General features: G+C 59.0%; 19 protein-coding genes and 1 riboswitch. Of the genes, 6 read left to right on the top strand and 13 right to left on the bottom strand.

Features of this window, described 5'->3' with window-relative positions; translation table 11 throughout:
• Nucleotides 1-150 precede the first annotated feature (150 nt).
• The 10 genes from HOP44_RS15815 to HOP44_RS15770 form a co-directional block, all read right to left on the bottom strand.
• The gene (locus HOP44_RS15815) at nucleotides 151-1,209 is read right to left on the bottom strand and encodes a glycoside hydrolase family 43 protein (protein ID WP_172255009.1); all 1,059 of its coding nucleotides are present in this window, start codon (nucleotides 1,207-1,209) and stop codon (nucleotides 151-153) included.
• Nucleotides 1,210-1,297: 88 nt separating this feature from the next.
• Nucleotides 1,298-2,527, bottom strand: a complete 1,230-nt coding sequence (locus tag HOP44_RS15810; protein WP_172255007.1) for an MFS transporter — start codon at nucleotides 2,525-2,527, stop codon at nucleotides 1,298-1,300.
• Nucleotides 2,528-2,913: 386 nt separating this feature from the next.
• Nucleotides 2,914-3,786, bottom strand: a complete 873-nt coding sequence (locus tag HOP44_RS15805) for a M15 family metallopeptidase (protein ID WP_172255005.1) — start codon at nucleotides 3,784-3,786, stop codon at nucleotides 2,914-2,916.
• A 98-nt stretch (nucleotides 3,787-3,884) separates the two neighbouring features.
• Entirely contained in the window at nucleotides 3,885-5,009 is a 1,125-nt protein-coding gene (locus tag HOP44_RS15800; protein WP_172255003.1) for a sensor histidine kinase, read from the bottom strand.
• Nucleotides 5,002-5,694 (bottom strand): response regulator transcription factor, encoded by a 693-nt coding sequence (locus HOP44_RS15795; RefSeq protein ID WP_172255001.1) that lies wholly within the window; start codon nucleotides 5,692-5,694, stop codon nucleotides 5,002-5,004. Before HOP44_RS15795 ends, HOP44_RS15800 begins: the two co-directional genes overlap by 8 nt.
• A gap of 487 nt (nucleotides 5,695-6,181) precedes the next feature.
• Nucleotides 6,182-7,447 carry an FAD-dependent oxidoreductase gene (locus tag HOP44_RS15790; RefSeq protein ID WP_172254999.1) on the bottom strand — a complete coding sequence of 422 codons (1,266 nt, stop codon included), beginning with the start codon at nucleotides 7,445-7,447 and terminating at the stop codon, nucleotides 6,182-6,184.
• A gap of 34 nt (nucleotides 7,448-7,481) precedes the next feature.
• The gene (locus tag HOP44_RS15785) at nucleotides 7,482-8,279 is read right to left on the bottom strand and encodes a thiazole synthase (protein WP_172254997.1); all 798 of its coding nucleotides are present in this window, start codon (nucleotides 8,277-8,279) and stop codon (nucleotides 7,482-7,484) included.
• Nucleotides 8,280-8,283: 4 nt separating this feature from the next.
• Complete coding sequence (gene thiS / locus HOP44_RS15780) at nucleotides 8,284-8,481, bottom strand: sulfur carrier protein ThiS (protein ID WP_172254995.1); 198 nt, start codon at nucleotides 8,479-8,481, stop codon at nucleotides 8,284-8,286.
• A 7-nt stretch (nucleotides 8,482-8,488) separates the two neighbouring features.
• A complete protein-coding gene (thiE, locus tag HOP44_RS15775; RefSeq protein WP_172254994.1) occupies nucleotides 8,489-9,112 on the bottom strand; it encodes a thiamine phosphate synthase in 624 nt (207 codons plus the stop codon).
• Between the two features lie 55 nt (nucleotides 9,113-9,167).
• Nucleotides 9,168-10,217, bottom strand: coding sequence for a ThiF family adenylyltransferase (locus HOP44_RS15770; RefSeq protein ID WP_172255312.1), 1,050 nt, complete (start codon nucleotides 10,215-10,217; stop codon nucleotides 9,168-9,170).
• A gap of 132 nt (nucleotides 10,218-10,349) precedes the next feature.
• Nucleotides 10,350-10,461: riboswitch (TPP riboswitch) on the bottom strand.
• A 273-nt stretch (nucleotides 10,462-10,734) separates the two neighbouring features.
• Here HOP44_RS15770 and HOP44_RS15765 point away from each other — a divergent pair.
• The 6 genes from HOP44_RS15765 to HOP44_RS15740 all read left to right on the top strand — a co-directional run bounded on the left by HOP44_RS15765 (nucleotide 10,735) and on the right by HOP44_RS15740 (nucleotide 18,261).
• On the top strand, nucleotides 10,735-12,054 hold the full coding sequence (locus HOP44_RS15765) for an ATP-binding protein (protein WP_172254993.1): 1,320 nt from the start codon (nucleotides 10,735-10,737) through the stop codon (nucleotides 12,052-12,054).
• Between the two features lie 157 nt (nucleotides 12,055-12,211).
• Nucleotides 12,212-13,915, top strand: coding sequence for a methyl-accepting chemotaxis protein (locus HOP44_RS15760; protein ID WP_172254992.1), 1,704 nt, complete (start codon nucleotides 12,212-12,214; stop codon nucleotides 13,913-13,915).
• A gap of 329 nt (nucleotides 13,916-14,244) precedes the next feature.
• Nucleotides 14,245-15,348, top strand: coding sequence for an iron-siderophore ABC transporter substrate-binding protein (locus HOP44_RS15755; protein WP_172254991.1), 1,104 nt, complete (start codon nucleotides 14,245-14,247; stop codon nucleotides 15,346-15,348).
• A 5-nt stretch (nucleotides 15,349-15,353) separates the two neighbouring features.
• Nucleotides 15,354-16,394, top strand: coding sequence for a FecCD family ABC transporter permease (locus HOP44_RS15750; protein ID WP_172254990.1), 1,041 nt, complete (start codon nucleotides 15,354-15,356; stop codon nucleotides 16,392-16,394).
• Entirely contained in the window at nucleotides 16,391-17,446 is a 1,056-nt protein-coding gene (locus HOP44_RS15745) for a FecCD family ABC transporter permease (RefSeq protein ID WP_172254989.1), read from the top strand. Before HOP44_RS15750 ends, HOP44_RS15745 begins: the two co-directional genes overlap by 4 nt.
• Nucleotides 17,446-18,261, top strand: a complete 816-nt coding sequence (locus HOP44_RS15740) for an ABC transporter ATP-binding protein (RefSeq protein ID WP_172254988.1) — start codon at nucleotides 17,446-17,448, stop codon at nucleotides 18,259-18,261. Before HOP44_RS15745 ends, HOP44_RS15740 begins: the two co-directional genes overlap by 1 nt.
• Before the next feature lie 90 nt (nucleotides 18,262-18,351).
• On the opposite strand, the gene HOP44_RS15735 is transcribed toward HOP44_RS15740, so the two are convergent.
• The 3 genes from HOP44_RS15735 to helD all read right to left on the bottom strand — a co-directional run bounded on the left by HOP44_RS15735 (nucleotide 18,352) and on the right by helD (nucleotide 23,269).
• Complete coding sequence (locus HOP44_RS15735; protein WP_172254987.1) at nucleotides 18,352-19,359, bottom strand: alpha/beta hydrolase; 1,008 nt, start codon at nucleotides 19,357-19,359, stop codon at nucleotides 18,352-18,354.
• A gap of 121 nt (nucleotides 19,360-19,480) precedes the next feature.
• Entirely contained in the window at nucleotides 19,481-20,716 is a 1,236-nt protein-coding gene (locus tag HOP44_RS15730; protein ID WP_216667609.1) for a sensor histidine kinase, read from the bottom strand.
• 117 nt (nucleotides 20,717-20,833) lie between these two features.
• Nucleotides 20,834-23,269, bottom strand: a complete 2,436-nt coding sequence (gene helD, locus HOP44_RS15725) for an RNA polymerase recycling motor HelD (RefSeq protein ID WP_172254986.1) — start codon at nucleotides 23,267-23,269, stop codon at nucleotides 20,834-20,836.
• Nucleotides 23,270-23,367: the final 98 nt, after the last annotated feature.

Genomic DNA, 23,367 nt, shown 5'->3' with positions numbered 1-23,367 from the left:
CGGCCGTTTTTCGGGTACTGGCGATTCCTGTGAAGACGCTTCGCCCAGTACCCTTTCAACTCTTCATCCGAGGTTTACGTTTTCCTGAAACGCACACGCTTTAGGTGCGATTCAGGGGAGCGTAACCTTACCTTTAGTGTTGACAAGGTACTAGAAGGCCTCCACGATCCGGAAGTGGTCTCCCCGGTCTTCCACTTCGTACAGATACCCCCGCGATTCCGGCATGCTGAACGGACGATGCAGAATCAGCATCCGGCGTCCGTCGAAAGTGCGAAACAGCATGCCATGCCCGCTGTCTTCCCCTACCAGCGGTTCAAGCTGCTCCCAGGGCCCTTCCAGACGGCCGCTCGTCGAACGGGCGATCGTCTGCACATAGCTGCCTTCTTCATAGCTCGACCAGAGCATAACCAGACTTCCGCCCGATGTCCGGTAGAGCTGGCAGCCGTCGGTGACGTAGACGTCGGGCTCGCCGGCAGCGGAGGAACCGTGCGGCTGCACTGTCGGATCGCTATGCGGCTCTCGGCGCAGATCATCGTCGGACGTTTCCTGCGCGGCATCCGGGTTCAGCCACGGAGCCGAAGAACCTTTAAACAGCAGAATCGATTCTCCGACGGCCGAAGCCAAATCTTCCGTCAGACGTACCGCTTCGACCGTGCCGTCCAGCGTCTGAACCCATTCGTGGCAGTACACCATCCACGGCGCCCCTTCTTCATCGATATACAGCGTACCGTCCAGCGTCATCCGCTCCGAAGCGATCAGCGGACCGTCCGTTTGGAGCAGCTCGAACGGACCTTCCGGCGAGTCGCTTACGGCCGAAGCCGTACCCCGCCAATGCTTGGCATAACCCTGGACCGGATCGCCTTCAAGCGGCCGGCCTTCATTGTGCAGCGTGACAAGCAGATAATACCGGCCGCGGTATTCGTGCACTTCCGGCGCCCACGCGCCATGCTGCGGATCGGCCCAGACGCCGTCCGGAACGGCGAATACCCCATACGGCCCTTCCCATTCTTCCAGATCGGTACTTTTGTAGACCAGTACGCCATGGCGATCCACCCCGTTCAGCCGCGGCGCGGCTCCGCTGTACAAATAATAGGTTCCGCTGCGGGAATCGGCGAACACGAACGGATCATGGACCGGCATATCGGCGAGGCGGTGTCCTTTTTGCGGATTTTGCACATCGGAAGCGGCGTTGTAAGGGGGAACGAACATGGAATCAGCTCCTTTTTGAATGCGGTTACATGCTGATTCCACTATAAGTCCCCGTCTGATCCCAAGCAAGTATGGGGCAGACGCTCATTCAAGCCTTTTTTTCCGGAACTTCGGTAATTCTGAACATACGGGCTTGAAGACGAATCAAAGCGCCCAAGCCGACGATCACGATACCGGAACCGAGAAACCAGAACGGCACACCGTAGATATCGACAACCGGACCGGCGACAGCCAGACCGATCGGGGAAGAGAGCATGGTCAGGCTGGTGACGAGCGACAGGACGCGGCCGAGCTGTTCCGGGCGGTAGGCTTTCTGGATCATCGCCATGTAAGGACCGTTGAACAGCGGCGCCGCACCGCCCATCACGAACGACAAGGCGACGAAACCGGCAAAAGCGGCAGACGGCAGAATCCCGCTGAGCAGGCAGGTCAGGCCAATCAGGATCAGACTGAGGCTCACAAACGCGGTATCGCTTATTTTTCCGGCGAAGAACGACAGTGCGGCTCCTCCGGCGATCATCCCGATTCCGAAAGCGGCTTCCACGACGCTTGCGGCATAGCCGCCAAGCCCGAAATGCCGGAACGTCATCAGCGGAAACAGCGTCGCAAGCGGCGTGAAGACGATGCTGAACACGATCGTAATCACAGTCAGGCGGACGATCGGCTTGACGGTGACGAACGCCCGCCAGCCGCTTCGGAACTCCCGCAGGAAAGACGGCGATTCCGCTTCGGCGGAGTCGCGCTGCTGCGGAGGAATCTTGACGCGGATCAGCATGGCACAGGCGAATACCGCTCCGGCTACATCGAGCAGCAGCACGGCCCCGAGCGAAGAAGCGGAATAGACGGCGATCCCCAGGGCGGGCCCCAGAATGCTCGAAACGGAGAACACCATCTGCTGCCAGCCCGCTACGCGGGTAAGCTGGTCTTCCGGCGCAATCAGCGGAATCGCCGCCTGAAAAGCGGGTGCGTGGAAAGCGGACGCGGCGGAGCGGATCACCAGAATCGAGAACACGACCGGCAGCGCCGGATCGCCGAGATAGAAGTACAGGCCGAGCAGCAGACTGAACAGGGCAATGACGCCGTCGGCGGCAATCATGGTAATCTTGCGGTTCCAGCGGTCGATCCAGACGCCGACGAACAGGCCGAACAGCGCCTGCGGCAGGAATGCCGCCAAGCCCGCAAGCAGCAGAACGGACGCCGAGCCGATGGTCGCGGTCAGATGCCAGAGAACGGCGAACTGCACCATGGAAGAAGTCAGAATCGAGAACAGCTGTCCGGTAAAAATCATCATAAAGGCTCGCTGCCATTTTTTGTGCATCGTGTCGGTCTCCCTTATCGATAGACTTGTAGGTTCAAAGCGGAAGAAGCGCGATCGGGACAAATTCAAATAAACCTGGCATTCCGGATTTTTGCAGCGGAATCGAACAGGTCCCCACGGTTGTCTTCCGGATTTATCGCAGCCGCACCGAACAAGTCACAAGGAACACCTCCATCTGAATTCAGCTCCAGATTAACCGATCGGCCGAACGCGTACAACAAGCATTTTCAAAAATAAAAAGCACGGACTTTCGGCTCTGTGACGCCAAAAAGCGGCTTTCCGTTAACCGGAAAGCCGCTTTTTATAGAAGCTGCGCCGTTCGCCTGCACGAGCGGCGCAGAAGCGGGGTCCACGACTCTTTGATGCCCCGGGCTCCGCCGTTCCGCTTACGGATAGACCGTTACGACCAGCCCGCCTTTGTTGTCGCCCGACAGCACGCAGTCCCGCCCTTTTGGCACCTGCATCTCCGAGAGTTCATCCGGTCCGTAATGCAGGATTTCGTAGGTACGTCCGTCGACCGTGGTAGAGACCGCTTTTTTCTCCGCCAGCAGCTCCAGATACTCTTCCAGCACCAGATTGTTCCGGTCCATCGCAATGCTGTGCGGCAGACCCACATAACGAAAATGCCACGGTTCGAACGAAATCCCCGTCACCTCCGTTTTGTCCGCCGGGTAGCGCAGCACGAATCCGTACTTCGCCGCATTGCGTTCCAGCCATTTGCCTTCTTCCTGCCCGCTCATTTTGCCCTGCGTAGAGCCGATATCGAGCGCCAATCCCAGATTGTGCTCGCTGGATCCGGCGGGAAGCGCGTAATCCGCTCCTTTTTCCTTGTACAGACGGCTCTGCTCCGCCTGATCGCGGTAAGCGCTGCTGATCATAAAATGGTTCACGCCTTCCTGCGAAGCCGCTTCCACCATGACGGCGAACTTCAATGCCACGCTGCGCGACAGCCGGATTCCGTTGTCCAGCAGCACCGCCCCGCCCGTCAATTCCGGTTGGCCGCTCAGCTCCACGACATCGGGCACCCCGCTCTGCGGATGAATCGGATAATCGCCGTTGACCAGCAGCAGATCTCCTTCGTACAGCCGGTTCTCCTCGAATTGAAGCTTTTCGCCGCTATGGCGCAGCGCCGTTTCCTGAAGCAGCCCGTCCGCCGAATCGTAGGCGCGGTCCGAGGCCTGATGCTGTTCGGTCAGCTTAAGTACAGCCAGCACGAGCAGCAGCGCGATGATGCCGGTGGTCCATCCCCATCTTTTCATGTCCGTCCCCTCCCGTCTCTCTTCTCTACCCAGCATAAGAGAGGCGGTTTAAGAAAAGGTACCGGCAAATCTAAAGTTTCTCTTAAATTTCCAAATGTTTATCCCGGCGTTGACGACCGTTCGTCGCCCTGGATCGGCAGCCGTACCGCGAAGGACGTTTGTACGGCATCGCTCTGCGCGGAGATCTGTCCCTTATGGCGTTCCACGATATTTTTGGCGATAAAAAGGCCCAGTCCCGTGCTTCCGCCCTGCGGATTCTGAACGCGCGCCCGGTCGCCGGTATAGAACATCTCGAACAAATGCGGCAGCTCATTCTGGGGGATGGAGTCGCCGTAATTGGTCACGCGTACGACGGCCCCGTCTTGTTCAATGCCGCAGACGATATCGATATACCGGCCGTCCCGGCCGTAACGGGCCGCATTGGTCAGCAAATTCTCGAATACCCGTGCCAGCAGCTCGCCGTCGCCGTGAATACGCACATCCGGTTCGATCGAAAGCCTGGCGGTCAGTCCATTCTGCTCAAGCACCGGATACAGCTCTTCGTGCATCTGCACCAGCAGCTCGCCCAGATCCAATTCGCGCAGGTCAAGCGTCAGCATGCCGTAGTTCATCCGCGTAATCTCGAACAGTTCGTCGATCAGCTTCTCCAGGCGCCGGGACTTGGTGAAAGCGATCGTAATATAGTGCTTCACCTGCTCGGAGGTCAATTCTTCGTTCCGCAAAATAAAATCCAGGTACCCGAGCACCGACGTCAGCGGGGTTCTCAGATCGTGGGCGAGGTTGAGCACAAGCTGGTCCTTGCTGCTCTCGGCGAAATCGCCGCGCTCTACCGCTTTTTGCAGCTTTTCGCCCGCCGCGTTCATATCCGCCGCGATACTGCCGAATTCGTCCCCCGACCCGATCTCTACCCGCCCTTCGAAATCGCCGTTCGCCAATCGGTGAATCCCGATCGAAATTTCGCGGAAGTAGCGGGAATACGGTTTGGTCAGCCAGAAAAAGAACAGGATCGCCAGCGGCACGAAGAAGATCAGGAAAAAGTTCAAATCGCCGAAATCGCGGATCATCTGCCGGAATTGGGCCAGCGGGTCGCCGAATTTCGCATTTTCCACGTAGTAGATCTGCAGCCCTTTGTAGATCGCATACGTCACGCCGCCGGACAGCAGCATGCTCAGTCCCAGCAGCAGAATCATCCGGAAGCGGAAGCTGCCTGTCAGCCTAGCCATTGAATGCGTACCCGACACCCCAGACCGTCTTGATCCATTTGTTCTTCTCGACATCTTCCCCAAGCTTGCGGCGCAGCGTCCGGATATGTACCATCACCGTATTCCCGCTCTCGAAATAATCGTCTCCCCAGACGTGGACGAAAATATTTTCCGCGCTGAACACTTTCTTGGGATGGCCGGCGAGCAGATGCAAAATATCGAATTCTTTCGGCGTTAGCTCGACGGCGCGGCCGTATACGGTCACTTCGCGCCGCTCCGGATCGATCGTCAGGCCGCCGGCTTCCAGTACGGAACCGCGTTTGTCCGGCACGTTCAGCTCGGTGGATCGGCGAATCTGCGCGTTGACCCGGGCGACCAGCTCCATCGGGTTGAACGGCTTGGTCATGTAATCGTCCGCGCCGATCACAAGCCCCGTGATCTTATCCAGATCCGAAGTCTTCGCACTGAGAAAAATGATCGGCATCCGGTGCTGCTCGCGGATCTGCCGCGTCACTTCGTATCCGTCCATCTCCGGCATCATGATATCCAACAGAACCAGATCGATCTTCTGCGACTGTACCAGGCGTACGGTTTCCCGTCCGTTCTGCGCCGTCAGCGTCCGGTATCCTTCCTTCTCCAGATGCAGCGCGACCAGATCGGCAATTTCTTTCTCGTCGTCGGCGATCAGGATGGTGGCGTCTTTCATCGTATGATTTCCCCCTTTATTCAAACCGTGCGGCATATTCGTCCAAACCCACGTCGATTAATAAAAACGCGAACAGCCTACCGGTCAAAACAGCGCTCCTTCTCGTGCCTGTAAATATGGATCCTATTTTACGCGCAAAAGAAGATAGCGCAAAGGGCTGCGGCAGCCGGAAACATTTGCGGCACTCCGTGGCTCGAAGGAAACGGAGCTTCCGGCAAGTTTTTGCACGGTCCCAGCTTGGCTTCTACCGTGTCTGCATTTGGCTTCCGTGATTCTAACGGATCGAGGCGACGCTTAAAGGCCCGATTTCACCTTTTGGAAATTCTAACGGATCGACCTGACCGTCAGACGTAAAGTCGCGACGTTTTCCGCTGATTTCCCTGTGTTTCGTCGGCTAAAGATCTCTGCGATCCGTTAAAATACGGAAAACGCAAAAAAAGCGTGCTAACGGAATGACGATCCGTCAGCACGCTCTCAAAGCGCCGGTTTAATGCGGGCTCGGAGCCGCTGCCCCGAACCGTTCCGGCCGAAAAGCGCGCTGCCAGGGCTGCGCCGGACGGCCTTCCGCGCAGTCCGCGACCTGCTTCGCCGTCACGGGACCGAGCAGAATGCCGTTGCGGTAATGGCCCGCCGCGAAGATCACGCGCTCCGCGCGTTCCAGCCGCCCGATCAGCGGGCGGCCGTCAAGCGTAGCCGGGCGCAGTCCCGCCCAGCGGTGAAACGGCTGCGCCTGTTCGAGCGCGGGCAGCACGCGCTTGTTCCAGCGCATCAGGCGCGAGATGCCGCGCTCCGTCACGCTCGTATCGAAGCCCGCGACGTCTTCCGACGCGCCGCAGACCAGGGTCCCGTTCACTTTCTGCACCAGATAGCCCTGGCTGCAGAAGACCATGTGCCGCACCGGCGCCCGGTCTTCGCCCCATGCGTACGCGCAGATCTGCCCGCGGATCGGCTGCACGGGCAGGCGCAGCCCCAACCGGCCGGACAGGCTTCCGGCCCAGGCTCCGGTGCAGACCACCAGCCGGTCCGCGCGAAAGACCCGGCCGCCGGCGGCCGTCAGGCTGCCCGGCACCGCCCCTTCCGCTTCGGCCTCCTGCGGCCCGATCCGCTCGGGCTCTCCGCGGCCCGACAGGCTCCGGCCGGTGTCCGCGGCCCGTCGCTCGATGCCTTCGCGGCCCGTCGCCCGGACTTCAACCCCGCGTTCCCACTGCGTCGGTTCAAGCTCCCCGAGCCGTTCGCAGATGTCCACCCCGGCCTTCCGGCAGGCCGACTTCAGCGCTTCGACAAAGTCCGGCGCGTAGATATGGCTCTCCTGCGGCGTCCGCAGCGCCGCCACCGCGCTTCGCGCAAGCCCTGGCTCGGCCGCCGACAAAGCCGCGCCGCGCAGAATCTCGCCGCTCGACCCGTGCTTGCGCTGCCAATCCAGGCGGTTCTCCAGCGCCTGCACATCCGCTTCGTGATAAGCGGCATACAGGCTGCCGCAGTTCGTGTATTCGAAGTCCAGGCCGGACAGCTCCCGAACCCGCCGCTGCCAATCCGGGTACAGCTCCAGGCTTTCCCGGCACAGCCGGAAAAACTCGTCCGGCGCTTCCGGATTTTCCGAATACGGCGCCAGCATGCCGGCGGCCGCTCCCGAAGCCTGGCCGCCGCAGTCCCCGGACTCCAGCAGTCTGACGTCCGCTCCGCGCAATCTCAGTTCAAGGGCACACGACAGCCCGACAATGCCTCCGCCAAGCACAATAAATGAATCGCCCATTTTCTCTCCCGTCTCCTCTCGCGCCTCGGCCTGCTCAGTCGACGAGCAGCGATTCAAAGCCGCTGCTGGCGGAAGCGTAGCGTTTCTTGGGCACCCGACCCGAGAGATAGGCGAGCCGCCCGCCTTCGATCGCAAGTCTCATCGCCCGGGCCATACCGACGGGGTCCTGGGCTTTGGCGACCGGCGTGTTCATCAGGATCGCCGCCGCGCCGAGTTCCATCGCAAGCGCCGCATCGCTCGCCGTGCCGAGCCCCGCGTCGACGATGACCGGCACCGCCGACTCTTCGACAATCAAGCCGATATTGTAGGGATTCAAGATCCCGAGTCCCGTCCCGATCGGGGCCCCGCCGGGCATGATCGCGGCCGCTCCCGCCTCCCCGAGCCGGCGGCAGATAATGGGATCGTCCGACGTGTACGGCAGCACCGTGAAGCCTTCCTTGACCAGCATCTCTGTAGCCCGCAGCGTTTCGATCGGGTCGGGCAGCAGCGTCCGCCCGTCCGCGCTGATCTCGACCTTGATCCAGTCGCTGAGACCGGACGCCCGTGCCAGGCGCGCGATACGCACCGCTTCCTCCGCTGTCCGAGAACCGGACGTATTCGGCAGAAACCGGAACGCCCCCGGCTCCAGATGCTGAAGGATCGAGTCGTCTTCCGCCGCTTCGAGATCCACTCTTCGGATCGCGAACGTCAATACTTCCGCTCCGGAAGCGGCGATCGCTTCGTTCTGGACGAACGGATTGGGAAACAGCCCCGTTCCCAGGAAAAATCGCGACTGCATCTCCAGACCGCCGATGCTCCAGACATCGCCGGATGACCCTCTGTGTTCGTTCATCGTTTCAGCCTCCTCCCACAAAATGCACCAATTCGATCTTCATTCCCGGCTTCACTTCCGCCGATTCCCACTGCCCCGAATGCAGGACTTCGCCTTCGACCTCCGCCACGACCGGCCGCCCGGCAAGGCCGAGCCGCTCCACCACATCCGCGATATTCACGGCATCCAACTCCCGCTTGGTTCCGTTTACGATCAGTTCCATTCCCGCCTCACCCTTTCTTCTCCAGCTTGCGAATAAACGCTCTGCACGCTTCCGCGGGATCGGCGCTGCCGACAATCTCGCTGACGGCGCAAAGACGCGAAGCTCCCGCCCGGATCACTTCGTCCGCATTGCCAAGCTTGATCCCCCCGATCGCCACGAACGGAATCGAGATCCGCTCCGCCACTTCGCGGATATACGACAGTCCGACCGGATCGACGACGTCCGCTTTGGTCTGCGTGGCGTAGACCGGACCCGCTCCGATATAGTCCGCTCCCTGCTCCTGCGCCAGCAGCGCTTCTTCGATGGCATGCGTCGAAATCCCGATGATTCTGCCGCCTACCCGGCGCCGCGCTTCTTCGAGCGGCAGATCGCCCTGGCCCAGATGAATACCGTCCGCGTCCACTTCAAGCGCCAGATCGACATGATCGTTGACGATAAAAGGAATCCCGCAGCGCCGGGTCAGCTCCCGCAGCGCTTTGGCTTTGCGCAGCAGTTCTTCTTTCCCGCTGTGTTTGTCGCGAAATTGAAGGATATCCGCGCCTCCGATGATCGCCTGTTCCATCACGTCCACAAGTTCGCGCCCCGGATGGAAGTTTTCCCCGGTGATCGCATACAATCTGAAATCCCGCATCTTGCCCGCCTCCTTTTGATTGAAACATCACTTGGTCCCTGCGACCGGATCCGTTTCAGCTTCCGATATACCGGTCATAAATCGCCCGGGCCCGGACCGGATCGTCCGTCCCCTGCACCAACACCCGTCCGTCCGCAAACAAGACAATCCGTTCGTTCTCCGACAGTTCGGCGCGGATCAGATACGCATTGACTTTGAGACTCCGCGACGCCGGCTCCAGCTGACGGCTCCAGCGTTCCAGATCGAACGGCGCATGCCCTGTGATCTGGATCGAATCCCGTCCGCACAGCGACAGGGTGGTCTCTTCCGCAAGCTGGAGCGCCGGATACTCCCGGCGATCGCAGCACGGGCAGCCGCTCCGCTGCCGCGCCGCGGGCAGTTCATGGCCGCGGTTGGTCCAGATGTCCAGCGACAGCAGCGTTTTCCGCCTCGCCTGCGCGTCGCCGACCAGGAACTTGAGCGCTTCGACCGCTTGATAGGAAGCGACAATGTCGACAATCGGCGAGATGACGCCGACCGTATCGCATGTCTCTCCGCCGGAATCGGCTTCGGGAATCAAACAGCGCAGACACGGCGTCTCGCCGGGCACGAAGATTGCGCTCATCCCGCGCGAGCCTACCGCTCCGCCGTATACGAACGGCATTCCGATTTTATAACAGGCGTCGTTCAGCAGAAATCTGGTCCGGAAATTGTCCGTCCCGTCCAGAACCAGGTCGAGACCTTCCAGCAGTTCTGCGATATTGCCCGGCCCAGCGTCGGCGAAGATCGCTTCCACGGTCACAGACGAATTGATCCGCCGCAGCCTGCGCTCCGCCGCGACCACTTTGGGCAGCGACTGCTCGGCATCCTCTTCGTCGTACAGCATCTGCCTCTGCAGATTGCTGCGCTCCACGTAATCCCGGTCGACGATCCGCACCCGGCCGACGCCCGACCGAACCATGTGATTGGCCAGTGCCGTCCCGAGAGCGCCCATCCCGACGATGCCGACCGAACGCTGCGCCAGCTTCTCCTGTCCGCAGGCACCGATCGGCGCAAACCGGATCTGGCGCGAATACCGTTCGTTGTCTTCACTCGGCGTTCCCGAAGAAGCGTGTGTGTGCTGCATCGTTTCTGTCCGTTTGGCTGGCTCGGCTTGATTGTTCGACATCTTGTCCTCCTCGTCCGGGATTCTGCCGGCGAAGACCCTCTATGGGCTGCGAATATACAAAAAAGCCACTCGAGAATACACGAATGGCTTGAACAATTCGAATGAGGTTCTCTACGCCAGCATTACCTGGATCAGATTAACGGTCCGAAAGCACAAGGCTTCCATCTCAGCCGGACTTCATCCAGCACCCGCATTCATATTCGGTTTGAGTCCAGCATAACGAATCCGGTCCGACTTGGCAATGCGAAACAAAGCTTGTCCTTTCGACATTTTTTTCATTACACTTGTCGAATAAGCTGTTTAATTTTCCGAATGAAGGTTTATGTAAACCATATCCCGATTTGACGTTTTTTAGATTTATTCAACGGTTCATTCCTCTTTTTCTCCCGTAAAACCAATCTTTGCTATACAGCTTCATCTACTACCCTTATTTCAAGATCTTCCTTGCAAGGTTTTGTTCACCCGGAGGTGCGTTTTGCTCAAGACAAGTTATATCGACGTCATGGACGTCTTATCCGAGAAGTTATATGTATCCGCCGCACAGATTGTAGACACCGCCTGCAAAGTCATCCCCGCCAATACCTTTTGTATTGCTCTAAGCGATGAGTACGAGACCAAAGTCCTGAATACGATCAACCGAAGCGCCGTCATTTTGCAGGAAGGGCTTGTGATCGACCATACCGACTCCTACTGCCATCTGGTGACGGAGAACGGTCCGCATCCGCTCGTAATCGACGATAATCGTACCCATCCGCTGACACGCGATATGGACGTCACCCCATTTATCGGCGGCTGCTCGTTTATGGGCGTTACGATCAAAGACCGCGACGGACATGTATTCGGCTCGCTGTGCGCCTTCGACGACAACTTCTACGCTTATCGGGCGCACGATGTCGAACTGCTGCAGTCTCTGGCCGCTTTTTTTGAAAATATGCTGGACCTGGATCAAACCTATCTGAAATGGCGGGAATCCGAACAGGAGCGGGCACGGGCCCTGGAGGAAAAAGCGAACCTGCTGGCGATTCTGAGCCACGAAATCCGTACGCCCATGAATGCGATCCTGAATATGGGCGAGATGCTGCAAGCTACTCCGCTGTCGGACCAGCAGACCCAATATCTGAACCTGATCCACGGCAGCGGACGCTCCCTGATGACGATCCTCAATCAGATTCTGGATTACTCCAAGCTCGACTCCGGCAAAATGGAGGTCGTGCACGAACCTTTTTCATTGAGAGGGTGTCTGTCCGAAGTGGTGCAGCTGTTCCGGGCCGAAGCCGATCCCAAGAATGTCGGACTGAACGAGATCATCGCGAGCGGCGTACCGGACCTGTGGATCGGGGACGAGAACAAGATCCGGCAGGTTCTCGTCAATCTGCTGTCGAATGCGCTCAAGTTTACGGAAAAAGGCGAGATCCGGATCGAAGCCAGCGTCTCGCATACTGGCGGCCCGCTGCTGGATCAAGCGCAAGGCGATACTTTTGCGGCGTTATCCGTGTCTCCCGCCGAATCCGCCGGCCTGATCGAACAAGGCGGTTCCTATCTGACCTTTACCGTCACCGATACGGGCAGCGGCATCGCCGCCGACAAGCAGCCTCTTCTGTTCCAGGCGTTTACGCAGCTGCATACAGCCAATTATGTCAACCGCTACGGCGGCACGGGACTCGGCTTGTCGATCTGCAAACAGCTGGTGAATCTGATGGACGGACATCTCCAGCTGAAGCATTCATCGAAGGCCGGAACCTGCTTTGCTTTCAGCCTTCCCATGAGACTTCCCGAGAAAGCTTGGGAACATTGATCCTGTCATCGAGCCTCTAATCAACTGTATATTGTGGTACGGGACTTTAAGCTTGTGTTAAAAGTCCCTTTTTTTGTCGTTATTTTGTCGAAAACTCTTCATTAACTTAAAATTTTACCGATATATTTAGCACAACTCTACCTAAGGAGATTTTATTGTGCGCAAATTTTTGAAAATGAATCTGAAACTCGGCACCAAAATCAATCTGATGTTTCTGGCGCTCATGATCTTGTTCTCGGTCATCGTGAGCGTCATTGTTCATCGGCAGGTCAGCGATGGGATCAAGGCCTTTGCCGTGGAAAAAGCCAAAGGCGATCTGGCGCTGAGCTACCGGTATATCGACAGCGCTTATCCGGGCGAATGGACGATCGAAAACGACAAACTGTACAAAGGCGAGACGCAGATGAACGAAAATTTCAATCTGGTCGATACGATCGGCAGCGATACCGGCGGCACGGTGACGATCTTTCAAGGGGATACCCGGGTCGCGACCAACGTCCAGGTAAACGGCAGCCGCGCCGTGGGCACCCAGGTCTCCGCCAAGGTCAAAGCAATCGTCATCGACGGCGGCGAATTGTACATAGGCGAAGCCAATGTGGCGGGCAACGTATATCAATCCGCTTATATGCCGATTCGCAGCGCAGGCGGCGAGGTCATCGGCATTTTCTACGTCGGCGCCCCCCAGAGCATCATCGAGAGTATCCTCTCCGGCTTTTTCACCGTATTCCTGATTGCGCTGGCCGGCATTCTGAGCGTTTCCACCGCCGCCGTCCTGCTGTTCACGCGCCGGATGAGAAAACGGCTGAATGCCGTAACCGCTTCGCTGCGCCAGGCGGGCGAAGGCGATTTCACCCATCGGGTAACCGACCGGACGGGCGATGAATTGACGACGCTCGCCGAAGGGTTCAACGACATGACCGACAATCTGCGCGGAATGTTCGATGAAGTCATCGAAACGGCGCAGCAGATGGCGGCGTCTTCCGAGCAGCTGTCCGCAAGTTCCGAACAGACGAGCCTCGCCACGGAAACGATCGCCCAATCGATTCAGGATGTGGCGATGGGCGCCGAGACATCCGAGAGCCGTGCGCAGAGCAGTACGGCGGCACTGGACGAAGTCGTGACCGGCGTACGTTCTATCTCCAGCAGTGCGGATGCCATCCTGGATGTGAGCAGCCGGACCATTCGCAAAGCTTCCGAAGGCGATCTATTGGTCGAGAATACCGTTATGCAGATTCACGAGATCGACCGTTCCGTTCACGAGAGCGGAAAAGTCATCCAACTGCTCGACGGACGTTCCAAAGAAATCGAAGAAATCTCGCAGTTCATCTCGGCGATCGCCGCCCAGACGAATCTGCTGGCCCTCAACGCGGCCATCGAAGCGGCACGGGCCGGCGAACACGGCAGGGGTTTCGCGGTCGTTGCCGACGAAGTGCGCAAGCTGGCCGAACAGTCCCAGCATTCGTCGGCGCAGATCTCCTCGCTGATCCATGAGATCCAAAGCGACATGGAGCGCTCGACCCGTTCGATCGAACAGGTGGGCGCCGAAGTACAGGGCGGGCTCGAAGCCGTCAAACGGACGCAGACGAACTTCAAGGAGATCCAGGACCTGATGCACAGCCTGAACGAGCGGGTCGACCATATGTCGGGCGCGGCCCAGGAAGTATCGGCACGCGTGCAGGACACCTCTTCGAATCTGTACGGCCTGCTGGGTATCGCGGGCGAGACCTCCGATCATTCGCAAAATGTCGCCGCGGCCGCCCAGCAGCAGCTGGCTTCCATGGAAGAAATCTCATCCTCTTCAACCGCTTTGTCGCATCTGGCCGACAATTTGCACCGCGCGGTCAGCGGATTCAAAATCTAAGGAACTTCAAGCTTGCTCGCTTCTTTCCTCCTCTTCAGCCTCCGGACCGCGTCCGGGGGTTTTATTTGTCTGCCCGATGAAGATTCGTGCTTCGCTCCGCTTGTTAAGTTCCCGTCCTTCTTCGCGGACTCCGAACGTTTATGAACATACATCCTTATCCGATTGGGTACCTGTAAACTTTTGATTGACAGTTCATCTGGTATGCCGATATATTTAGTGATGTTGATAATCATTATCAGGACATTTTTATTAAAGTTATCGGTTTTTTATTCATTTCCGAGCTTTCCGGCACCATAAAATACGCTTATCGATTCAGAGAGGGGTCCATCATGAACGCAAACCGAAAATATTCGCTGGTCACTGCCATCATCTCGATCATCCTGGTCCTGGCGCTCGTCGGCTGCGGCGCAAAAGAAGCCGCACCCGCAGCAGCTCCGGCTTCGACGGATACGGCCGCTGCCGAGACCGCACCGGCAGAGACTTCCAAAACGGATTCCGCCGCTGCGGAAACCACAGATACGCAGTACCCGCTGACGATCAAAGGGGCGCTGGGCGAAGCCGTAATCGAGAGCAAACCCGAACGGATCGTGACCATCCAATGGGGCAATCAGGACGTCGCGCTGGCTCTGGGCGTCGTTCCCGACGGTTTCTCCGCCGCCAACTTCGGCGTACAGGATGGCAGCGGACTGCTGCCTTGGACGAAGGAAAAGCTCGATGAGCTTGGCGCAGCCGATCCGAACGTATTCCAGGATACGGACGGTCTCGACTTCGAAGCGATCTCCGATGCCAAGCCGGATGTGATCCTGGCCGCGTACTCGGGCATCACGCAGGAAGATTACGATACCCTGAGCGAGATCGCTCCGGTAGTCGCTTATCCGACGTCCCCTTGGACGACCAAATGGCGCGAACAGGTTCAACTGACCGCCGAAGGCATGGGCATGCCTGCCGAAGGCGAGAAACTGATCGCCGATACGGAAGCGCTCATCAATGAGAAGTTCGCCGCTTATCCGCAGTTGAAAGACAAAAAAATCGCCTGGGTCAATTTCTCGGCCGACGATCTGTCCAAACTGCATATCTATACGCCGGTTGATACCCGCGTCTCGTTCCTTGAAGAAATGGGCCTGACTTATCCGGAGAGCATCACTTCGCTGATTACGGACCCGACCAGCTACTCGCTGGAGCTGAGCGCCGAGAACGCGCAGGCGCTGAACGACGCCGACCTCATTGTCGGTTACGGCGACGACAAGCTGCTCGCCGCGCTTCAAGCCGATCCGCTGCTGGGCAAAATCCCGGCGATCGAGCGCGGTTCCGTCGCTTTCATCGCGGCGGATACGCCGCTTGTGGCAGCCGGCACGCCGACTCCCCTGTCGATCGCCTATACGATTGACGATTACATGAAACTGCTCGGCGCCGCTGCCGACAAGGTGAAATAACCCAGATGAACCCTATTACGGTCTCGAGCGATTCCCGTCCGAGTCCGCACATCCCGAAGCATTTTCCCACGGTACTGATCGTGAGCCTGATTCTGCTGGGAGCGAGTATTCTCGCCTCCCTGGCATTCGGCTCGCGGGCAGTGCCGTTTCACGATTTGATCGACGGTTTGTTTCGTCCGGAGATGGACTCCTACGAAGCGAATATCGTTCGAAAACGGATCTCACGGACGGTGTTCAGCCTTCTCTGCGGAGCGGCGCTCGGCGTATCGGGCTCGCTGATGCAGGCCGTGACGCGCAATCCGATCGCGGATCCGAGCATATTGGGCGTGAATATGGGAGCTTCCTTGTTCGTGGTGTGCGGCATGGCTTTCTTGAACATGACGACAGCCAGCCAATATATCTGGCTGTCCATGACCGGTGCCGCGATCACGGCCGTATTCGTATTCGGAGTCGGTTCGCTGGGGCGCGGCGGAGCCACGCCCATCAAGCTTATTCTGGCCGGAGCGGCCACCAGCGCGGCCCTCTCTTCGCTGGTGACGGCCATTCTGATTCCGCGTTCCCATGTCATGGACCAATTTCGCTTCTGGCAGGTAGGCAGCGTGGGATCGGGAACCTGGAGCAGTATCTCGACCTTCGTTCCGTTTCTGCTCGCCGGCCTGCTGATCGGGTTCCTGACCTCGCCTGCGCTTAACGCGCTCGCGCTCGGCGACGAGACGGCCAAAGGCCTCGGCGTCAAGACCGGCACCTTGCGGTTAATCGCGGCACTGGCCGGCGTGATTCTGTGCGGAGCGACAACGGCGCTGGCCGGACCGATCGGTTTTATCGGCCTGCTGGCGACCCACGTGGTGCGCCTCATGGTCGGACCGGATCTGCGCTTCGTGATTCCGCTGTCCGCCGTCGCCGGAGCGGTCATCCTGACCGTATCGGATGTTCTGGGACGCCTGATCGGAAGTCCGGGCGAACTTGAAGTCGGCGTAGTGACCGCTTTCGTCGGCGCTCCGATCCTGATTATTCTGGCGATGAGAGCGAAGGTGCGTTCCTTATGACTCTGACCCCTAACCTGATCGCGCCTTCCGCTTCCGTCGAATATATCCGTGCAGGACGGCGCAGACGGCAGCGCCGCTGGATGTTCGTAACCGGCACGCTGGCCCTGCTGGCTCTGGTTCTGTGCGCGGCCATGCTTATGCTCGGCAATACGATCTATCCGCTTGACCAGGTCGTCCGCGCCTTGTCCGGCGAGAAGATCAAAGGCGTCTCGTTCGCCGTCAGTACGCTGCGCCTGCCGCGCATGCTGGCGGGATTGTTCGCGGGATTCGCGTTCGGCATCGCCGGCTACACGTTCCAGACGCTGCTGCGCAATCCGCTCGCGAACCCCAACGTCATCGGGGTGACGTCCGGTTCCAGCGCGGCGGCCGTCTTCTGCCTGACGGTACTCCAGGCCGGCGGCGCGGTAACATCCGCCGTTTCGGTTGCGGCCGGACTGGCGACAGTCATCGTAATCTACATTCTGGCCCGGGGCAAAATCTTCTCGATCGGCCGCCTGATCCTGATCGGAATCGGGATCCAGGCCATGCTGGATGCCGTCATTTCTTATCTGCTGCTGATCAGCTCCGAGAAAGACGTGCCGGCGGCAATCCGCTGGCTGTCCGGCAGCCTGAACGGTTCGAAGATGAGCGAGCTGCCGCCCCTGGTTGCGATCACCTTGATCTGCACGCCGATCCTGATAGTGATGGGCAAGCATCTGCATACGCTGGAGCTCGGCGAACAGACGGCCTCCTCGCTTGGCGTCAGCACCGACAAGACGCGGATCGCCCTGATCGTCTGCGCGGTGTTCGTCGTCTCGATCGCGACCGCCACGACAGGGCCGGTCGCCTTCGTCTCGTTCCTGGCCGGCCCGATTGCCAAAAGACTGGTCGGCACCGGATTTCACAGCCTTATTCCGGCAGGTCTCGTCGGGATCAACCTCGTATTAGCCGCCGATCTGATCGGACAGTTCGCTTTCGTTCACCGATACCCCGTGGGGGTCATTACCGGGTTGCTCGGAGCGCCGTATTTGATCTTCCTGTTAATCCGCATGAACCAGAAGGGGGAATTGTGATGAAGCCGAACCATATCTTCCAAGCCGAGCAGATTGTCGCCGGCTACGAACAGAAGACGGTCATCAACGGCGTGGACCTGACGATCCCGAGCAGCCGGATCAGCGTCATTATCGGTTCCAACGGCTGCGGCAAGTCCACGCTGCTCAAAGCGCTGGCCCGGCTGATCAAGCCGACTTCCGGCCGTATTACGCTCGACGGCAAACCGATCGCCAAGTATCCTTCCAAACAGCTGGCCCGGATCATCGGGCTGCTGCCGCAGTCCCCGATCGTTCCGGAAGGCATCTCGGTCGCCGATCTGGTCGGCCGCGGACGCTTCCCGCACCAGCCGCTGCTCGGCGGCTGGTCCAAAAAAGACTACGAAGCCGTCGCGGAAGCGATGGAGCTGATGGATATCACGCAGTTTGCCAACCACAACATCGACGAATTGTCGGGCGGACAGCGCCAGCGCGTCTGGATTGCCATGGCAATGGCCCAGCAGACGGATATCCTGTTCCTCGACGAACCGACGACGTTTCTCGATATCACGTATCAGGTCGAGATCCTCGACCTGCTGACCGATCTCAACCGCAAACACGGGACGACCATCGTCATGGTGCTGCACGATATCAATCTGTCGGCGCGCTACGCCGATCATATCTTCGCGCTGCAGGAAGGACGTTTGGTTGCCGAAGGCACGCCGTCCGAAGTTATCACCAGCAGGCGGATCAAAGACGTATTCGGTCTGGACTGCGAAGTGATCGACGATCCCGTCTCCGGCAGCCCCATGGTGGTGCCCAAAGGACGGCATCATATGGAGACAAGGGCGGCGCTCTAAGCTTCGAGCCCGCTCGGTTCCAGGGTAAGGGTTAGAAAAAACCCCCCGGTCTGCGCGGCAGCGCACGATCGGGGGTTTTTTGCGTGCAAGTTAGGAGTTCTTTTCAAGTCCGTTCATGAAGGCCTTAAAGTCCGCCGCAATCTCCGGGGACAGCGCATGGTGCAGATAATGCCCGCCGTTCATCGGGATCACCTGGCCGTGCGCCGAATGTTCGGCCTGTTCTTCGTGCATGGCCGTCCAGTCCGGCACTTCGGCATTGTTTTGCCGGATGAACAGAACAAGCGGAAGGCTCTGCGGGAACGCCGCTCCGGCTTCGCGCGCCTGCTTGAAATTGGAAGCGATATGGCTCATCTCGTTGAGCAGCGTTCCATTATTGCCTCCGCGGTTCGTAACCATGCGAATCTGCTCTTTGGTCTGCGCATCGTAATCCAAGCCCGCATAGGGAGCGCCGCTGACTTTGGTCAACAGGCGCATCAGGCCCGACTGGCGCAGGAATTTGAAGGTGCCGACCGGCAGCTCTTGATCCATGCCTCCCTGCGCCGGAACACTGGTGTCGATACCGGCAAATGCGATCACTTCGTCCGGATATTGATTCGCATATTCCAGGCCGTACAGCCCCGCGATGGAATGGCCCATCAAGACGTAACGCTTCAAGCCCAACCGCTGCACGGCTTCGTGCACTTCGCCGACGATATTTGCCGTTGTCCGCTCTTTGTCGGTCCCGTCGCTGAGTCCGTAGCCGAAAGGCTCGACGGTCACGACCCGATAATCCTTTTCCAGCTCCCGGATCAAAGGCTCGAAGTCCAGACCCGGCGCCGCTGTTCCGTAACCCGGCAGCAGCACGACCGTCTCTGCCCCGTCCCCGTCGATCCGCACGTTCATCTGTTTGCCGTCCACTTCGACGAACTGGCCGTACGGCTCGATCCGGTCTTTTTCCATACTGCCGGCCACTTTGTCCGTCACGAACACAATCGCGAAGAACAGCACGATGATGCCGGCGAGAACGCCCAGAATATTTCTTATGATTCGAAGCGGCTTCCGCTTTTTTTTGACGGGTCCCGCTTCTGCCTCGCTGTTCCCGTTCCGATTTCTTCGCATGCCGATCCACTCCCGTTTCCGCTTCTGTATGCCGGCCCGCTCAAGCTGCCGATAGACCCAGCATAGCGGGCAAGGATGGACCCTTCATGACGGGAATATGAACGCAGGATGCACAGGAGAATTAATTTTGCGGTTCCCGCGGCAGACCCACGACAAAAGCCGCTCCGTGGCCCGGCCCGCTCTCCACGTAGATCTCCCCGCCCTGCAGCGTGACGATCTGCTTGACGATGGCAAGTCCCAAGCCGCTTCCTTCATACCTGCGGCTGCGGGAACGGTCGGCTTTGAAAAAGCGTTCGAAGACGCGTTCCCGGTCTTCCGGCGCGATGCCGATTCCCTGATTCTCCACACGCACCGTTATATGGTCTTCGTCCGCTGTCATCCGCACCGCAATCTGTCCGCCGTCCGGAGAAAACTTGATCGCGTTCCCGATCAGATTCGTCCATACCTGCTCGAGCTGATCCCGGTCGCCCGTCAGCCGGATATCCGGCAGATCCAGCTCGAATCCGATGCGGCGCGCCGCCCAGTGCGGCTGAAGTGCGATCGCCACGCGGCGAATCTGCTCGTCGAGCTGGAGCGGTTCGCGGCGAAAGTGCGGGGACGGAGCTTCGAGCGCACTTAGTTTCAGCAGCCCGCTGCTCATATTGGAGATACGCCCCGCTTCTTCGATAATGATGTCGAGATAGCGGACCCGCTGCTCCTCGCTCAGCTTGACCTGCTTGAGCGCTACCGCGTAGCCGGAGATCGAGGTCAGCGGCGACTGCACCTCGTGCGAGACGTTCGAGACAAAATCTCTGCGCATCGTCTCCGCCTGCCGCAGTTCGCGGATCATCTGCTCGAAGCTGCGCGCGAGCGTCCCCAGTTCGCCTTTTTGCCGGATATCCAGTTTGACGTCGAAGTTGCCTTCCGCAATACGCCTCGTCGCCGTAGTCAGCTTCTGAATCGGCCGCACCAGGAAGAAGGCCGCCACCAAAATAACGATACAGCCGGCGGCCAGCGCGTAAGCGGAAAAGCTCAGCAGCCATTTCACGATAAATACCGCGGAAGGCGAACCGATCGGCTCGACAAAGATGGCTTTTCTGCCCGTATCCGTCGAAAAAGGCAGTCCCACCAGCGTCACCGTCAGCCCGTTCGGATTGTTCTGGACCTGTTCGCCCGCCAGCACCCGGTCAATCTGTTCCGGCGTGATGACGACGGACGACTCTCCGTTGAGCTCTCCGTATGCATGGAAACGGTCTTTCGATTCATAGATACGGACATGGTACGTGCCCAGCTGCTGCATACCCGAGACGAACGCATCCGCTTCTTCGGCCGGCAGACTTTTGTAGATCCGGGCAGCGTCCTCTCCGAAGTACAGCATCGGAAGCCGCAGGTTCTCGTTCAGCTGTTCCCGGAATGCCCACGTCGCGATGTCGGCATCAAATTCCTCTTTTCCCCGTGGTTCCGGATTGGATAGGCGGCTTGCGCCCCTATCGGTTCATTGTGCCAAACTTTCGCCCGTTTCGTACAGGGCGGTATCGAGATTCGCGACGAACGGACTCCATTCGCCGGGAGAAAACAGCGCCAGCCGGTGCATCGCGCGGGTGCAGGCGGTGTAGAACAGCTTGCGCTCGCTTTCGCGGCGGTAGACCCGTTCGGAAGCGTCGTAGATCAGCACGGCGTCGAACTCGACGCCTTTGGCCAGATAAACGGGAAGCACCAGCGTGCCTTTCTCGAATTCGGGCGTGGTCTTGGTCACTTCCTTCAGGCCGGCGCAGCCGGCCGAGGCGAGACTTTCAAAAGCTTCACGGGCTTCGGCGGCGGTACGGGTGACGATCCCGACCGACTCGAATCCTTCCGCGCGAAGGCGGTGCAGATGAGCCGCGATCTCCGCCGCGTGATGCTCGGGCCGCTCGGAACGGATCAGCAGCGGCCTGCCGCCGCTTCGTTCGAACGGTTCGATATCGGCGGCTTCCGGCAGCAGCGCCTTGGCAAACTCGACGATCTCCCGCGTCGAACGGTAGCTGCGCGTCAGACGGAACACCCGCGTATCGGCTTCGCCGTACAGACGAACCAGTGGCGAATCGGAAGCGGACAGCTCGGTCGACTGCGTGAAGATCGCCTGACTGAAATCGCCGAGCACGGTCATGCGGGCGCGCGGGAACATCTTTTTGAGAAAAGCGTACTGGAAGGCCGAATAATCCTGCCCTTCGTCGATAAACACATGCCGGATCTCCGGGCGGCTCCGCTGCCCTTCGATTAGTTCTTTGAGATAGAGATACGGCGTCGCGTCCTCGCAGAACAGTTCGCCCCGCTCGAGTCTCGCACAAGTCCGGCGGCCGATCTCGTTCCAGTCCCGACCCGGCTGTGACTCCGGCGCGGAGCCGTATCCGGAAGGCGGCTGTTCCGACTCGAAGAACCGTGCGTACAGTCCCGCCATATCGACAAAAGACATGCGCTTCACGCCGCGTTTGACCGGCTTGAACGCTTCACTCACGAGGCGGCGGCGGATCCATTCTTCTTCCCGCTGTCCGAAGTCGAAATCGCCTTCGTCCGGACGTCGCCGGCCTTCGATCCGGGCACGCGCAGCCGCATACTCCTCCGAAAAATCGAACACGTTCCGGTCCTGGTGCAGCTCCCGGTACGCTTCTTCGTACAGTTCGCCGTCGGCGAAATTCATCGCTTCTTCCACCCAGTCCGCTGCGCATTCTTCGCGTTCCAGCCGTTTAAGTTCGCCAAGCAGCCATTCCTGCAGCTTCGCCGTACGGTTTGCGATACGCAGCGAAGAATCATAGCCGTAGAATTCCGCCTTCATCCGCTCCGCCGCAATCAGCTTCCTTCCCCGGAAAGTCAGATCGGCGAACTTCATCCCTTCCTGCTCCAGACTCTGCGCGTAGTGCTGCAGATCTTCCAGAAAGCGCTCCGACGCTTTGTACCGGATGCCGCTCAATCTGGCATCGTACCCCGGTTCGTCCGGCGGCGACAAGACGTATTCCATCTGATCGAACGGATCTTCCAGCGCAAACGTCCGGCCGAGGCGGCTGTCGAGATACTCCTGGAACGTGGTCTGCTTCATATTCTCTTCGCCCAGCTCCGGCAGTACGGTCGAGACATAGCCGTTGAACATCGGATTGGGCGAAAAAAGAACGATCTGATCGGCGGTGAGCCGGTCGCGATTGCTGTACAGCAGATAGGCCACTCGCTGCAGCGCCGCCGATGTCTTGCCGCTGCCGGCCGCGCCCTGGACGATCAGCATGGCGCTTTTATCTTCGCGGATGATCGCATTCTGCTCTTTTTGAATCGTGGAGACGATGGTCTTCATCCGGTTGTCGGCCCCCCCGCCGAGCACCTGCTGCAGCAGTTCGTCCCCGATCGTCTCGCTCGTATCGAACACGCCGAGAATCTCGCCGCCCTGAATCCGGTACTGCCGCTTCAGCTCCATGTGTCCGGAGATCGGCCCCATTGGCGTATCGTACCCGGCCGGTCCGGGCGAATGATCGTAATACAGGCTTGCAAGGGGAGTCCGCCAGTCGTAGATCAGGAACTCGAGACCGTCCTTGTCGACAAACGAAGAGACGCCAATATAAATCGATTCCGTGAATCTGGTCCCGTCTTCGCGGAAGTCGATTCGGCCGAAATAAGGCGACTCCAGCAGCTTGTTGAGTTTGCGATACTGCATGATCTTCTGCCGGTGGCTGCGCTCGCGTTCGGACAGCAGCGCTTCCTGCTGCTCGATGCTGTAGACGCTTTCCTCGAAGTCTTCGTTGGTGGCGGTGCTGACGCTCACTTCTTCCCAGAAGCGTCTGCGAAGATCGGCCGCCTGCTCCTGCAGCCCTTCCACCTCCGGCTCAAGTTCCGCGATTCTGGCACTCAGTTTGCCCGATACGTCTTCCAGCCTGCTTTGTTCTTTCTTCAACTCTTCGCTTTCGATCATTCCCGGACCACTCCCTTGTTCGATTTGGAAATTCGACTTTGGCGAAAAACCGTTTGACAGCCCCCCGCTGCCCATGATAAGATTAAGTTGTAGATAAG

Origin of the sequence: Saccharibacillus deserti, assembly GCF_013618475.1 — a bacterium.
Classification (GTDB): Bacteria; Bacillota; Bacilli; order Paenibacillales; family Paenibacillaceae; genus Saccharibacillus; species Saccharibacillus deserti.
This window is presented reverse-complemented; position numbering and strand designations above follow the sequence as displayed.

What these genes read in the sequence shown, in the direction of transcription:
- HOP44_RS15735 (WP_172254987.1), bottom strand. Translation starts at nt 19,359, where the DNA reads ATGCGAAGAAATCGGAACGGGAACAGCGAGGCAGAAGCGGGACCCGTC.
- HOP44_RS15730 (WP_216667609.1), bottom strand. Translation starts at nt 20,716, where the DNA reads ATGCTGTACTTCGGAGAGGACGCTGCCCGGATCTACAAAAGTCTGCCG.
- HOP44_RS15785 (WP_172254997.1), bottom strand. Translation starts at nt 8,279, where the DNA reads ATGAACGAACACAGAGGGTCATCCGGCGATGTCTGGAGCATCGGCGGT.
- HOP44_RS15815 (WP_172255009.1), bottom strand. Translation starts at nt 1,209, where the DNA reads ATGTTCGTTCCCCCTTACAACGCCGCTTCCGATGTGCAAAATCCGCAA.
- thiE (WP_172254994.1), bottom strand. Translation starts at nt 9,112, where the DNA reads ATGCGGGATTTCAGATTGTATGCGATCACCGGGGAAAACTTCCATCCG.
- HOP44_RS15745 (WP_172254989.1), top strand. Translation starts at nt 16,391, where the DNA reads ATGACTCTGACCCCTAACCTGATCGCGCCTTCCGCTTCCGTCGAATAT.
- HOP44_RS15805 (WP_172255005.1), bottom strand. Translation starts at nt 3,786, where the DNA reads ATGAAAAGATGGGGATGGACCACCGGCATCATCGCGCTGCTGCTCGTG.
- HOP44_RS15810 (WP_172255007.1), bottom strand. Translation starts at nt 2,527, where the DNA reads ATGCACAAAAAATGGCAGCGAGCCTTTATGATGATTTTTACCGGACAG.
- HOP44_RS15755 (WP_172254991.1), top strand. Translation starts at nt 14,245, where the DNA reads ATGAACGCAAACCGAAAATATTCGCTGGTCACTGCCATCATCTCGATC.
- helD (WP_172254986.1), bottom strand. Translation starts at nt 23,269, where the DNA reads ATGATCGAAAGCGAAGAGTTGAAGAAAGAACAAAGCAGGCTGGAAGAC.
- HOP44_RS15790 (WP_172254999.1), bottom strand. Translation starts at nt 7,447, where the DNA reads ATGGGCGATTCATTTATTGTGCTTGGCGGAGGCATTGTCGGGCTGTCG.
- thiS (WP_172254995.1), bottom strand. Translation starts at nt 8,481, where the DNA reads ATGGAACTGATCGTAAACGGAACCAAGCGGGAGTTGGATGCCGTGAAT.
- HOP44_RS15740 (WP_172254988.1), top strand. Translation starts at nt 17,446, where the DNA reads ATGAAGCCGAACCATATCTTCCAAGCCGAGCAGATTGTCGCCGGCTAC.
- HOP44_RS15800 (WP_172255003.1), bottom strand. Translation starts at nt 5,009, where the DNA reads ATGGCTAGGCTGACAGGCAGCTTCCGCTTCCGGATGATTCTGCTGCTG.
- HOP44_RS15795 (WP_172255001.1), bottom strand. Translation starts at nt 5,694, where the DNA reads ATGAAAGACGCCACCATCCTGATCGCCGACGACGAGAAAGAAATTGCC.
- HOP44_RS15750 (WP_172254990.1), top strand. Translation starts at nt 15,354, where the DNA reads ATGAACCCTATTACGGTCTCGAGCGATTCCCGTCCGAGTCCGCACATC.
- HOP44_RS15770 (WP_172255312.1), bottom strand. Translation starts at nt 10,217, where the DNA reads ATGCAGCACACACACGCTTCTTCGGGAACGCCGAGTGAAGACAACGAA.